This window comes from Lysinibacillus sp. OL1 (assembly GCF_004332175.1).
GTDB lineage: Bacteria > Bacillota > Bacilli > Bacillales_A > Planococcaceae > Lysinibacillus > Lysinibacillus capsici.
This window is the reverse complement of the sequence record NZ_SJDS01000012.1, coordinates 80,509-93,979: the sequence shown is the minus strand read 5'-3', so window position 1 is coordinate 93,979 and position 13,471 is coordinate 80,509. Positions and strand designations below refer to the sequence as shown.

The following is a 13,471-nucleotide window of genomic DNA, read 5'->3' as shown; positions in this document are numbered from 1 at the left end:
TAAAGTCAAGTAAATAACAGTAGAAATAGGAGCAAAGATTTGAGGATGAGATTTCCCTTTCTTTGCTCCTTTCAATTTATCGCTATTGAGGTTTTGTCAGATGCTAGGGGGCTCTTGTTTTTATGATTGTGAAAATAACAATATTGCCCCTGAATCATTTGTAGATTGGTAATCGAAAATAACATATTTTTGTAACGTAATTAAATTCTAAGAGTTATATAAGTGAAAGGGGTGAAAATAGGTGGACTTTGAGGAAATCTATCAGGAATACTTTAAAGAAGTTTATTTATATATCCTATCATTAAGTCACGATGAGCGCATAGCCGAGGAAATAACACAAGAAGCATTTTTTAAGGCATTAAAAGCAATAAAAAAATTTGATGGTTCTAAGGATATTCGAGCATGGCTTTTTACAATTGCGAAAAATACATATTTCTCACACTACAAAAGAAAGAAACGACAAGTAGATTCAGGTGCAGTAGAAGAATCAAGTATGGAAGTGCAAATTGTAAAGCATTTGATGAATGAAGAAGATGCCTTCATGGTTCATCAGTTTCTTCACTCGATGAATGAGCCATATAAGGAGGTCTTTTCATTACGTACTTTTGGAGAATTACCTTTTGAAAAGATAGGACGTCTTTTTGGAAAAAGTGCAGGGTGGGCAAGGGTTACCTTTTACAGAGCGAGAAAACAAATTATCGAGTATATGGAGGCGATGAATTATGAAAGAGATTAAATGCACAATTATTCAAGATGTTTTACCTCTGTATGTTGATGAGGTAGTTAGTGAAGATACAAAAGAAATGGTAGACGAACATTTACAGCATTGTGAAAAATGTCAAAAAGAATATGAAACCATGAAACAGGAACTTTATATCCCGGCAGAAAATAAGGCTTTTCAATTTAAAGAGATCAGTAAAAAATGGCGTAAGAAAAAAGTGATCATTTCCATTACTTCGGTTTTCATAACGGCACTTATTTTATTAGGGACCTATTTGTCTGTTTTCTATTATGAAACGGTTATTTCTTATTCGGAAGATTTGATCAAAATCGAAAGACAAAATGATCATCAGTTGGTTTCCCGATATTATGGCAAAAGCCGTGCAGGTGTTCACGGAACGTTTCCTATGGGAATTGAAATTGATGGAGAGAAAAAGATTGTGAGTTTTATTTATTATACAAAAACAGTGGCTGATTCGCCTTCGAGAAACCTGATTGATGATGAAAAGAGGCTTGGACAAGAAGATACCTTTGTTCTACCTGAAAGTGGAAATAACGATGCGGTATATTATGTGGAATTTGATTCAGAAGAGATGGTTCCTGGAGGAAAGGATTCTTGGGATTCAGTTTTAGAACGTGCAGTATTAATTTGGGAGAAATAATAATCTGATGGAAATCATATTTAGTTATTCCATTATCGGGTGCTTTTCCGTAATAAGGAAAAGTGTCATTCTTTATGAATAGGACCATATTGCTAAAGAAGACTCTTTAATGAAGAAGAAGAAAATTTCCTCGAGCAGATCATTGACAATAGTTGAAAGGCTATCTTGAATACAGAGACGAAGGTGTAAAATGAAACAAACCCGGGATTGGATTCCCGGGTTTGTTTTTACTTATTGGCAATTATGACCAATTTACCTGTATCCAGTTCCTTTTCGAATTGAGCAGCTTCCGATTCACTTAATCCGACAGAAGCTAACTTGTTGCGGAGTTCATCTCCACGGGAATTCACCAGGTTCTTCAGAGAAGTCAGGAACCCTTGCTCGCTAATACCAGCTTCTTCAGTCCCGAGTGCTTCGTTAATATCAACTTCACGTTCTTCATAGTGCGCAAAGATGTAAATGTTATCTCGAAGATATCCTTGCGCTTCTAATTTCTCCACTTCTTGTTTCGCCTGTACTACGTTTTCTACTGTCAATTTGACTGTCATTATTGATCCCTCCTATATATGTTCACATTCAATCTATTCCACTAAATTGAATGGATAAAACATCTTTTTAGTTTTTAATTATGTTAGAGTGGCATTAACAACTAATGGAATACTAATGAACAACTAGAAAACATTGGGGGTTGTTATTCTAAATCTTTATTCCAAAGCTACATCCAATTCTTTATAGAGTTGGGCTTTTTTGTTTGCATCAATAGAGGATTTAGAGAAACATCAGAGAATTGTATATAAGTACCATTATGTAATGACGTTCTTATAGGAGTTGTATGAAGATGATTGTGACAACTAGACCGTTAAAAATTAAATACAATAAATCAGCAAGTACTTTTCAGGAGTTTATGCAAATTCATCACCACAAACATTCTCTTACGAAGGAAGTAGTTTTTCTAAGATATATCGGTATACCTGATTCTGTAGATTTTTATAAAGATGAGATTCTAAAAATGGAGGAGTATTTCTCCAAGCAAAGCATTTTTTATTTACGGCTGCAGAAGCTTGAGGTCATTCGTAATAAGGAGGATGTAGATAGATTGACGGAAAGTTGGAGAAGGTGGCAGACTGCTGCTGAAAACAAGCAATTACTGTATAAGCTTTCTTTGTGTAGTAAATTAGCGAGTGATCAACTTGAATGGACAAAAAAGCTAAGCTTTTTACAGATGATTCAACTATTTAAAGAAAATCAGCCTTATCCTAATGAAACGTTGTTAAAAAATTTTGCCGTTAAATTTTTGTATTGGATGGATTATTATTTACCACAAATTTTTTCTGAGGAAAATCCAACGTCCCCAAAAATTGTTTTTATAGGCGACATTACGCAGCATGAATTACTATTTTTATATTTCTTATCGTCACTGGGGTGCGATATTTGTTACATGAATCCTAAAGGAGATATTGCCAATTTGTACCCTATAATAGAAGCGTCATCTACCTTACATATGTGTCGTCATTTCTATGAAAAAGAAATAACATTGCCTATTAAAAGTACTTCAAGACAATTGAACATTCCTGCTCAAAAAACGAATGCGACAGAGGAGTGGAGCTATGAGCAATTAGCCTCCTTAGCCACATCTGTTGTGATGATAAAGACCTTCGGGGAAGATGACAAGGTTTTATGCTATGGCTCTGGTGTCATTCTCCACCAAGATGGATATATTTTAACAAACTTGCATGTTGTGGGTGGTGGAAAATATTATTCTGTGCTCTATGAAAATGATACCAACGAGTATATTGCCCATCAATTTGTGAAATATCATGATATGCATGATTTGGCTATTTTGAAGGTAGACAGAATAAGCCATCCTTTACCTGTAAAAATGGATGGACAATTAGTTCGAGGGCAAAAAATTGTGGCGATTGGCAGTCCGTTAGGATTGTTTAATTCGGTTTCTGATGGGATTGTTTCGGGTTTTCGTGATATTCGGCAAATGTCTATGATTCAATTTACAGCCGCTATATCAAATGGCAGTTCAGGTGGTGCTTTATTGGATATGCATGGGCGATTGGTTGGTCTGATTACAGCAGGCTTCGATGATGGTCAAAACCTTAATTTGGCTGTACCTGCCAATCTAATTTATCAGTTTGCTCAAAACTTTATAGAAATACCGTGTTGAATTTCCACTATTCGACCATTGCTTTTTCTTCAGTAATCTTATAGAATGTAGAACGGTATAAATGAACGATATATAAATCCTTTAATACGGTCCAGAGAGGCTGAAAAGGGCTATGTGATATTTTTAAGCTAATATCTTTGCTTTGTCATGCCCTTTTGTCCTCTGTGACGGAAGGGCTTTTATTATTGTTCCATACTCCTCTTTTAAAGGAAGTCCTGTGAGGCTTCAAAAGAGAATGGACAAGACAGCTATAATCCATTCACTAAAAGAGATCGACAACTAGAAAATTGGAGGCTAACAAGAATGGATTATCGTAAAAAAACCGTGGTCGCTTCAGTGGCAGGGCTAACGTTAGAAGGAATGGATATTATGTTTATTTCCTTTGCTATGACAATGATTATTGCAGAATTTAATATTGATCTTGCAACAGGTGGATTGATTTCATCCATCACGAATATTGGGATGCTACTGGGTGGTATTGTTTTCGGTGTGTTAGCAGATAAATATGGTCGAGTAAAAGTATTTACGTATACGATTATTTTGTTTGCCATCGGAACGGCCTTAACAGGAGTAGCAACAAGTATTGAACAAGTTTATGTTTATAGATTTATCGCTGGTTTAGGTGCTGGCGGAGAATATGGTATTGGGATGGCGCTTGTGGCGGAGGCTTGGCCAAAGAATAAACAAGGCAGAGCATCCTCTTATGTCAGTGTAGGTGCACAATATGGAGTCATTTTAGCCGCTTTATTAAGTGCTATTATTTTACCAACTTTAGGGTGGCGTGCATTATTCTTTGTAGGATTACTACCAGTTATTTTTGCCTTTATCGTACGTAAAAATATTGATGAATCACCAGAATGGTTAGCAGCGCAGAAACAACAAAATAATAAGGAAGAGAACGGGAAATTAGCACAATTATTTGCTTCACCTCGTATCACCATGACAACACTCTCCCTAATTCTAATGGCTACTGTTCAAATTGCAGGCTATAATGGTCTAATGATTTGGCTACCTTCGATGTTACAGAAATCGCAAGGTTTATCGGTCTCAAGCTCAGCATTGTGGACCATTAGTACCGCAGTAGGCATGATCATTGGAATGCTAACGTTTGGCAGATTTATGGATCGTTTTGGTGCAAAGCGAACGTTCGGGATCTTTTTAGTAGCCTCTGCATGTGCTGTATTCCTTTACTCGTTTGCAACAGGTGCAGTAGCGATATTAGTAGGCGGTGCGGTTGTAGGATTCTTCTCTAATGGAATGTTTGCAGGGTATGGTGCATTAATTAGTAGCTTTTATCCAGTACAAATTCGCAGTACAGCAACAAACACCATTTTTAACTTTGGACGAGCTATAGGTGGGTTTTCACCAATCTTTGTCGGCTTTATTTTACAAAGCTACGATATGACTGTCGTGATGATTTACTTAGCAGCACTGTATTGTATTTCCTTTATCGTTATGCTAACGCTTAAGAGCTCAGGGAAGGAATTGCAAACAGCATAATTTTATAGAGCACGAAAGAACGAATTCCAATTATGTAAATGGGATTCGTTCTTTTCTTATTAGTATTTAATTATAATAAACCTTTTGAACGTTTTTCAGCGATTTCAACCAGGCGTTTTGTAATCTCTCCTCCAACGGAACCATTTGCACGAGAAGATGCTTCTGGTCCAAGCTGAACGCCAAACTCTTGTGCAATTTCATATTTCATTTGATTGACAGCCTCATGTACTCCAGGTACTAGAAGTTTATTTGAACTGCGGTTATTGTTAGCCATTGTTCTCACCTCCTTGACCTTAGAATGGTTGCGATGAAATTTTTCATACATTTAAAAAGTAGGAAATGCACACGCTATTTGCTAACAACAACAACTTGTGGAAAGCTAGCAATAATCAGCAAACTCTCTGTTATAATTAAGCCTGGCTCTTTACTATATAAGGTTAATTAAAGGAGGAACATATAATGACAAATAATGATATCTTAATTCGTTTACGCTATGCGTTCGATATAAAAAATGTAGATATGGTAGAAATTTTTAAACTTGGTGGCATGGATTATACAAAGGAAGAAGTATTAAATATGCTGATTAAGATTAATGATGAGGAAGAAGCGCCAGAGGAATACATCAAATGTAATAATAAAATGTTAGAGGCATTTTTAAATGGATTAATTACTTTTAAACGCGGGCCTCAGAAACCAAGGGAAGGACAGGCGGTTGGACCGTTACCTGTGTCAGGTAAAGAAAGCCCAAATAATATGCTACTAAAGAAAGTGAAAATTGCTTTAGCTTTAACAACCGAGGAGATGCTTGAGATTTTATATGACGGCGGTATTAAAGTCACAAAAGGTGAATTAGGTGCTATTTTAAGAAATCCAAGTCATCGTAATTATAAAGAGTGTGGCGATTCATTCGTACGAAATTTTTTAAGGGGCCTAACATATAAATATAGAGCATAATGCACAATGGATATCAATCATAAAGTGCCATTTTTTTCTTTAAAACTCGTTGACAATTTGTGACGAAATTGTGTACAATGAATTTATCACAAAATGTTCACAAAAAAGATGAAAAATGTTCACAAACAAAGGGGTGCTTGTATGATTTATTTTGACATCTTATTAGTAGCTATTGCATGTATTACAATGCCTTTTATTGTTGCAGTTATGTTAGATATTTTTTATGCAGAACGAAAAAAAGTGCGCTTTTCATTACGTCGTACTTCCGTATGGTATATCGCTATGTTTGCGTTATCCTTCATACCATCCGTATTACTTGTCACACAAAACGTATAATTTATTCAAACACTTAGGGGTAAGTGAATTGAAAGTTGACGGCTACAACGCTAATTGAGGTTGTAGCTGTTTTTATTTTGTCCCATAGATGAATAAAACCTTCATAATTAAGTAATTTATATAATTATTAATGAAGGAACAGCTAGTATAAAATATGTATGTTTTAAGTAGAGAGCATTGACTACTTTTACCTACTGTGTTAATTTTGGTAGGGAAATATAGGCAAATTTACTGAAAAGTAGAGACGCAAAGCTACAGGTCTAAGGCAATAAATGCTATGACGGCTGGGTTGCAAAAGAGTGCTAGTTGTATCATCTTCATTCTAGTTTTTGTTCTTTTATGCCTATTTCTTTTGAAATAGGCATTTTTTTTTGCAAGTAAAGTTCAAAGGAGGAAAAGGGGAAATGACGTTGTTAAAAAACACATCATTAAAAAATAAGCTTTTACTAACAGTCTCTATCGTTGTATTACTGCTTATCGCTATTATTACGACGCAAAGTATTAGTGAATTGAATAATCGGATGAATGTGGATTTGAAGCAAGAATTAAAAAGTGTTGGTTTATTAACAGCTATGAACTTAGACAGTGATGAAGTAAAAGATTTGCTGTCCGAAAAAGGGGAAACAAACGCAAAGTTTACAAAGATCCAAAAGCAACTTGATATGATTCAGGAACAGCAAGGTATTATGAGCTGGAGTTATATTTGGGATGTCAAGGATGAGGGTGGCGTCAATCCAATTGGTTATACCTCTAATCTAAATGAAGTCTATGAAGCTGGTGAAATTTTTACTGATTTAGCGGATGAACATGTAGAAACAGCAAAATTAGCTATTGAAAATAATAGTACAGAGGTAACTGATATTTTCGAGGATCCTTTTGGTTCTTGGAGAACGGTTTTTAGTCCTATTAAAGATGATAATGGCCAACTGATTGCCCTATTAGGGATTGATTACTCCGCTGATTATATCAATACGATTATTAAAACAAGTGTGATTAAGCAAATTGTCATTGCCATTATCGGCATTTTAATTTTATTAGTTTTAGTTTACATAATTATAGATCGACTATTAAAGCCACTGAAAAAAGTAGTGAACGTTGCCAATCAAGTGGCAAATGGTGAATTAATAGATGTTGATTTAGAGACATCGAAGGATGAGATTGGTAAATTATCTGAATCCATTCGTACAATGGTGGCTAATTTGCAACATATTATTTTAAACATACGCAATACATCCAATCACGTTTCTTCAGCAGCCAATCAATTAACGGTACATGCTGGTGAAACTTATAACAGCTCAACAAATATTGCACTAGACATGAATCAAATTACACAAAATGCTGAGGCCTCGATGACCATGACAGAGGAAACAGCTGCTGCTATGGAAGAAACGGCAACAGGTATTCAGCAAATTGCTGATTCTGCAAATGTAGCTGCGGAATCTTCTATTTCAGCATCACAGGCTTCTGAACGAGGCAATGAAGTTGTACAACAAGTTATTGCTCAAATGGAGTTAATTAATGATTCTGTTGAACAAATAGGGACAACCATTAATGGTCTACATGTTAATACGAAAAAAATAAGTGAAATTGTTAGCTTAATTACTGCTATTGCCGATCAAACAAATCTATTAGCATTAAATGCTGCCATCGAAGCGGCACGAGCAGGTGAACATGGAAAAGGCTTTGCCGTTGTTGCGGATGAGGTGAGACGCTTAGCAGAACAATCCTCTCAATCAGCAACAGAAATTTATAATTTAATTAGTTCTATTCAGTCTGATTCAAATGCTTCTATCACGGTTATGGAGAAAGGCAAAGAGGATGTTAAGGTAGGGATGGCATTTACCAATGAAGTAGGCGAAATCTTTAAAGAAATTCTTACTTCATCAGAAGAAGTAGCTAGCCAAATACGTGAAATTTCAGCAGCCTCACAACAAATTTCTGCATCCTCAGAGGAAGTGGCGGCATCTGTTAATAATATTAAACAATCTGCAGAGCAGTCAGCAGAATTCTCTTCAAATGTATCGAAATCTACACAAGAGCAATTATCTACCATGCAGGAAGTAAAGGATGCCTCTTCATCATTGGGCAAAACTGCAGAAGAGCTGCAAGGTCTTGTGGCAAAATTCAAATTGGAGAATGATCAAAATGGACATTAATTTTACAGGAAAAAATGTTTTAATTACAGGCTCTAGTAAAGGAATTGGTAAAGCAATTGCATTAGGCTTTGCGCAACATGGAGCCAATATTTTAATTAATTATATTGGGAATGAGCAAGAGGCAGAAGCTGTACGTGCAGAAGCAGAAAAGTGGGGTGTGAAAGCTTTAATATTCCACGCAGATGTTGCTAACTCACAAGAAGTACAAGCGATGCATCAATTTATGGACGAGCATCTCGGGGATCTTGATATTCTTGTAAATAACGCTGGATTTGCACAGGGTTCCAGTATGACAGATTTAACGGATGAGCAGTGGGACCGCATGATTAAAGTTCATTTATATGGCTGTTTCTATAATTGCCGTGAAGCAGCTAAAAGAATGAAGGAACGTAATACAGGGAAAATCATCAATATTTCATCTGATATTGGTAGCTTGGGTTGTGAAGAATTCACACATTATTCAGCTGCGAAGGGTGCTATTAATGCATTTACAAAGGCTTTAGCAAGAGAATTAGCACCTTCTATACTTGTCAATGCAGTTGCTCCTAGTGGAACATTTACGGACATTCTACGAGAGTTTGGCGATAACTATGTGGAGGAAGAATCCGCAAAATATCCATTAAAACGTTTAGCGCAACCAGAGGAGATTGCGAAAAGTGTATTATTTTTAGCCTCTAATCATGCTGACTTCTATACAGGTCAAATATTAACGCCAAATGGTGGGGTCGTAATGAACGGTTAATGGAAAACGAAGGAGTAAATAATGTTAAATATTATTATCTTTTGCTTATACTTATTATTTATCTATTACATTGGCTATAAAGGCTATAAGCGTGTCAACACAGCCGAGGATTTAATTGTTGCTGGCTGGAGCATGCCTTTATCCGTTGTAACGGGTAGTTTAGTCGCTGCTTTATTAGCTGCTCCCTTCTTTTTTGCAGCGGTAGGCTCTGGCTATACAAGTGGTGGCTTTGAAGGTTCGGCAACAATGGGTGGTTTAGGGACTTGTATGATTCTTGGCGCACTCATTTGGACCAAGCCATTACGACGTTTAAAGGGCTGGACATTAGCAGATTACTACGGTTTACGCTATGGCAGTAAAAAGCTAGGAGCCTATACAGGGGTTGTTATGGCAATTGCTTTTGGTGTTTTTAATGCAGCGGCATTAACAGTTGGTGGAACTTATATTATTCAGCAATTGTTGCAAATTGATTTTATACCTGCGGCGCTTCTATTTGTATCGCTAACGGCTATTTATTCAGTTATTGGTGGTTTATGGGCAGTTGCCTATACTGAAATCGTACAAGGTGCGCTTGCAGTGGCAGGCATTTTGGGTATCACCATTTTTATTTTGTTTTACTATCCAGACGTTACATTTAATCCTGAGTGGTGGAATATCAGTACATTATTTGAGAAGGCAGGAGCAGAATTTTGGACTTTGTATCTTGTACTAGCACTTGGAGATATCCCAGCAGTTGACCTTGGGCAGCGGGTAGCTGCTGCGAAAAGTCCGCGAGTGGCACAACGAAGTATGATTATTGCTGGTATTATTGTCATTGCAATTAGCTGGATTCCAGGGATGCTAGGGGAAGCCTTTAAGTCTATTTATCCTGAGAGCACAAACCCAGAAACATTGATGCTTACCTTTGCACAAGGTTATTTTCCGCCTATATTAGCAGCTATTTTCTTAACAGCTATGGCAGCCATGGGGATGTCTACAGTAGCTGCATGTTATGTAGCGACTTCAGGGATTGTGACAAAGAATATTTATTTAGATTTTATTAATCGTAATCCTGATCCTAAGAAGCTATTAAGATTTTCACGATCTATTATTCTAGCTAGTGCTTTATTAGGTTTAGTGCTAGCTGTAAGCTTCCAAAAAGTAATTGATTTAGCTTATTTAGCTTGGGATATTATATTCGTAACAATATTCTGGCCAATCGTTTTAGGACCATTTTGGAAACGTGTCAGTACACCCGCAGTTTGGGCAAGTATTTCCGTTGGCTTAGTTTATTATATTGTGACATCACTAACATTCGTACCTAGTCTGACAATCCAATCAGAAGGCTTCATAGGCCTATTAAATGAATTATGGCAGGCTCCTGTATTTTCGGGTGTTGTTATAACTGGTATCACAATTGTCGTGGTGAGCTTACTCGTGCCGCCATCTGAGCATGTTCTTGAGATGCATAAAATAGAAAAAGATAAAACATTAGATGACGTAAGTAGTAAAGAAGAGCTAATTGGTCGTTAAAAGCAAAAGCACGGATTCATTGTAAAGTTCAATGAATTCGTGTTTTTTATTAGAATGAAAAGATAGAATCAAGAATACTATTGCTAGTACATCATCTGAATTTTTCTAGTGATTATCTTGATAAAGGCGGGAATTGAATGAAAAATATTTTCTTCATTTTATTAGGGATTGTCTATCTTTATCTAGCAAATGCTATTGAATTAGTCATTATTAAGCAACTATTTTTTTTAATTGGGCTCGCTTTAGTCGGTCTAGGGAGTATCCGTTATTTAAAAGAGCGTTATATGGCCATACAAACTTTGACAGCCATGACGGAAGCTAGTGAGGAGGAGATAATGGCTATTCCTCATACACAATGTACAGTTTCCCATGATGCTTTAAATGCTTTACTGTTAAATGAACAGACAAACATGCTTATTTTCGCCCGAAGAGAAGCTTTAGACGAAGAACTAAAAATTATAGAGGTGCCATTTAACAGAATATATGAGGTGGCCATCATGGAAGATGAAGTATTTACGGTTCGAACAAAGAATCATCTAATGAGTGGTTCCTTACTTGCTGAAGCAGATGAAATAGAAGAAGAGGAGGTAGAAGAAGATACAATTTCACAGCTATCGCTAAAGTTAGTTGTAGATCATTTATCAGAGCCTATTCAAGAATATATGTTCATGGATAATAGTGAAGATCCCATATCAAAAGAGGAGGATGACTATAAAGAAGCCATAGAGCTTTGTGAGAAATGGTTTCAAAAGATAAGTGTTATTATTAAACGTCATGAACTGGAACGAGTGCCAATAAGTCATTGGCAATAAGAGAGAAGGCTATCTCAAAATAGAAAAATTTGAGATAGCCATTGTTGTTTAGATGATTAAATTTTAAATTGCTGTAGCTGTGTATTTAATTCTTCGGCCATTCCAGCAAGCTGATTTGCACTTCTAGCGATTTCATCCATTGTAGCGGCGGTTTCCTCAACAGTTGCTGTTGTTTGCTCAACGCCAGCTGCGGATTCCTGTGAAATGGAGGCCATATCATCAATAGAAGCATTAATGGTTTCCGAATTTTGAGCCAGCTGATTTAAATTCGTTGAAATCGTTGAAATATTATCAATCATATCCCCAACAGCATCAGAAATTTTTTCAAATGTTTTATTTGTTTCATCGAGCTGAGTGGTTCCTCTTTTTACTTCCTCATAGCCAGTCTGAAGGGCAGATGTTACAGTGCCAGTTTCACCTTGAATACGCTGGACAATTGTTGCAATATCCGTGACAGAGAACTGTACTTGCTCAGCAAGCTTTCGGACTTCATCTGCCACAACAGCAAAGCCCTTGCCATGCTCACCTGCTCGTGCTGCTTCGATGGCTGCATTTAAGGCAAGTAAATTTGTTTGGTTTGAAATATCATCGATAACGGACACAAGCTTGGATATTTCAGCAGACTGTTCATTTAAATTTTCCACCTTTTTCACAGAGTCTAATACAATTTCATTTATTGTAGCCATTTGTTTGGTAGATTGAACCATTAAACTTTTCCCTGAAACCGTTAATTGTTGAACATGACTAGAATGTTCGCTTAATTCAATGCCCTCCTGTGTAGTTTCATGAATGCTACGCTTAAATGCTGTCATTGTTTCTGCCAAATCACCTGTGGTAGAAGCTTGTGTTTCTGTACCCGATGCAAGCTCTTGCATGGTTACTGTAATTTGCTCAGTACCTGCTTGTACCTCATTCGATGATTGAGCAAGTTCTTCACTACTAGCTGCTACTGTTTCAGAAACCGTGTAGATAGACTGGATCGTTTGTTTTAATTTTTCGTTCATGTCATTGGCTGCTACCATTAACGTTCCAATTTCATCTCGTGTTTTTACAGGTAGAGGCTCTAGTTGTAAATTTCCATCTGCTAATTCTTTCATTCGGTCGGCTACGACTGTAACAGGTTTAGAAATGGTACTTGCTGTGATAATAGCAATAAGAATACCCGCTATAGTTAGAATCAAGCTAAAGGCGATACCAATTGTTCGATTCTCAGAGCTAGTTGATACGACATCGTTACCGACATCTGTAATGGCTTTAGCGCGTTCATCTGCCAGTTTTTCGTAACCATATCGCACTTTCGTTACGAGTTCATGTGTATCCATTAAATTTTCTAAAGCTAATTCTTTATTGCCCTTTTGGTAGATATCAAATACCTCTGTATTGACAAGGGTACTCCAATCTCGGGCAATTGCTACAAGTTGATCGCGTTCATCTGATTTTTCATATTTGTCTAGAATAGCGTTATTTTCCTCAGCCATTTTGCGATACTCATTAAATGATTCTTTGTATTTTTCGTCACCTGTCAACACATAATTTAACGCTGCAGATAGGCGGACACTCATAGAGAGTGCTAAATTTTTACTTGCATCTAAAACAACTAAATCTTCTTTCACTAAATCTTTTGCTTGTTTTTCCATATTTGTATTGGAATTGTAAGTGTAGGTTGTAAAGCTAACTACTAAAACTAACAAAAGAATAAATGCACTTAAAATTCGAGTTTTAAGTGTTTTAAACTTGATAATGCCTTTCATTTTCCCATCCCTTTACTATCTCATTGAGAAATTTTTTCAACACAAGTATTATTTTATAACTAATTATGCGTATTAATAAGCCTTTCGGTAGAAATATTTAAAAATAGTTTCTTAGTACAATGATATAATTATTTTCCTTTTATTAATAGT

13 protein-coding genes and 1 riboswitch are annotated in these 13,471 nt (G+C 36.3%); of the genes, 10 read left to right on the top strand and 3 right to left on the bottom strand.

Going from position 1 to position 13,471, the window contains the following annotated elements:
* Positions 1-241: 241 nt before the first annotated feature.
* Both EW028_RS19325 and EW028_RS19320 read left to right on the top strand, forming a co-directional pair.
* The gene (locus EW028_RS19325) at positions 242-736 is read left to right on the top strand and encodes an RNA polymerase sigma factor (RefSeq protein WP_054548990.1); all 495 of its coding nucleotides are present in this window, start codon (positions 242-244) and stop codon (positions 734-736) included.
* Positions 723-1,382: a zf-HC2 domain-containing protein gene (locus tag EW028_RS19320; protein ID WP_131521980.1), complete on the top strand. Its 660-nt coding sequence runs from the start codon at positions 723-725 to the stop codon at positions 1,380-1,382. Before EW028_RS19325 ends, EW028_RS19320 begins: the two co-directional genes overlap by 14 nt.
* A gap of 227 nt (positions 1,383-1,609) precedes the next feature.
* Here the strand turns inward: EW028_RS19320 and EW028_RS19315 are convergent, their stop codons facing one another.
* A complete protein-coding gene (locus EW028_RS19315) occupies positions 1,610-1,930 on the bottom strand; it encodes a YflT domain-containing protein (protein WP_131521979.1) in 321 nt (106 codons plus the stop codon).
* Positions 1,931-2,220: 290 nt separating this feature from the next.
* Here EW028_RS19315 and EW028_RS19310 point away from each other — a divergent pair, with 290 nt between their 5' ends.
* Both EW028_RS19310 and EW028_RS19305 read left to right on the top strand, forming a co-directional pair.
* Complete coding sequence (locus EW028_RS19310) at positions 2,221-3,558, top strand: trypsin-like peptidase domain-containing protein (protein ID WP_131521978.1); 1,338 nt, start codon at positions 2,221-2,223, stop codon at positions 3,556-3,558.
* Between the two features lie 303 nt (positions 3,559-3,861).
* Positions 3,862-5,058, top strand: a complete 1,197-nt coding sequence (locus EW028_RS19305) for an MFS transporter (RefSeq protein ID WP_131521977.1) — start codon at positions 3,862-3,864, stop codon at positions 5,056-5,058.
* A 70-nt stretch (positions 5,059-5,128) separates the two neighbouring features.
* Here EW028_RS19305 and EW028_RS19300 read toward each other — a convergent pair whose 3' ends face one another.
* On the bottom strand, positions 5,129-5,332 hold the full coding sequence (locus tag EW028_RS19300; protein WP_004225662.1) for an alpha/beta-type small acid-soluble spore protein: 204 nt from the start codon (positions 5,330-5,332) through the stop codon (positions 5,129-5,131).
* 185 nt (positions 5,333-5,517) lie between these two features.
* Here EW028_RS19300 and EW028_RS19295 point away from each other — a divergent pair, with 185 nt between their 5' ends.
* The 6 genes from EW028_RS19295 (at position 5,518) to EW028_RS19270 (ending at position 11,570) form a co-directional block, all read left to right on the top strand.
* Complete coding sequence (locus EW028_RS19295) at positions 5,518-6,012, top strand: YehS family protein (protein WP_103118849.1); 495 nt, start codon at positions 5,518-5,520, stop codon at positions 6,010-6,012.
* Between the two features lie 141 nt (positions 6,013-6,153).
* Positions 6,154-6,348 (top strand): hypothetical protein, encoded by a 195-nt coding sequence (locus EW028_RS19290; protein ID WP_004225659.1) that lies wholly within the window; start codon positions 6,154-6,156, stop codon positions 6,346-6,348.
* A 211-nt stretch (positions 6,349-6,559) separates the two neighbouring features.
* A riboswitch (cyclic di-GMP riboswitch) is annotated at positions 6,560-6,645 on the top strand.
* A 107-nt stretch (positions 6,646-6,752) separates the two neighbouring features.
* Complete coding sequence (locus tag EW028_RS19285) at positions 6,753-8,504, top strand: methyl-accepting chemotaxis protein (protein ID WP_131521976.1); 1,752 nt, start codon at positions 6,753-6,755, stop codon at positions 8,502-8,504.
* Positions 8,494-9,246, top strand: coding sequence for an SDR family NAD(P)-dependent oxidoreductase (locus EW028_RS19280; protein ID WP_131521975.1), 753 nt, complete (start codon positions 8,494-8,496; stop codon positions 9,244-9,246). Before EW028_RS19285 ends, EW028_RS19280 begins: the two co-directional genes overlap by 11 nt.
* Positions 9,247-9,267: 21 nt before the next feature.
* Positions 9,268-10,758 (top strand): sodium:solute symporter family protein, encoded by a 1,491-nt coding sequence (locus tag EW028_RS19275; protein WP_131521974.1) that lies wholly within the window; start codon positions 9,268-9,270, stop codon positions 10,756-10,758.
* A 137-nt stretch (positions 10,759-10,895) separates the two neighbouring features.
* Positions 10,896-11,570 carry a hypothetical protein gene (locus EW028_RS19270; RefSeq protein ID WP_131521973.1) on the top strand — a complete coding sequence of 225 codons (675 nt, stop codon included), beginning with the start codon at positions 10,896-10,898 and terminating at the stop codon, positions 11,568-11,570.
* Between the two features lie 56 nt (positions 11,571-11,626).
* Here EW028_RS19270 and EW028_RS19265 read toward each other — a convergent pair whose 3' ends face one another.
* A complete protein-coding gene (locus EW028_RS19265) occupies positions 11,627-13,321 on the bottom strand; it encodes a methyl-accepting chemotaxis protein (protein WP_131521972.1) in 1,695 nt (564 codons plus the stop codon).
* Positions 13,322-13,471 lie beyond the last annotated feature (150 nt).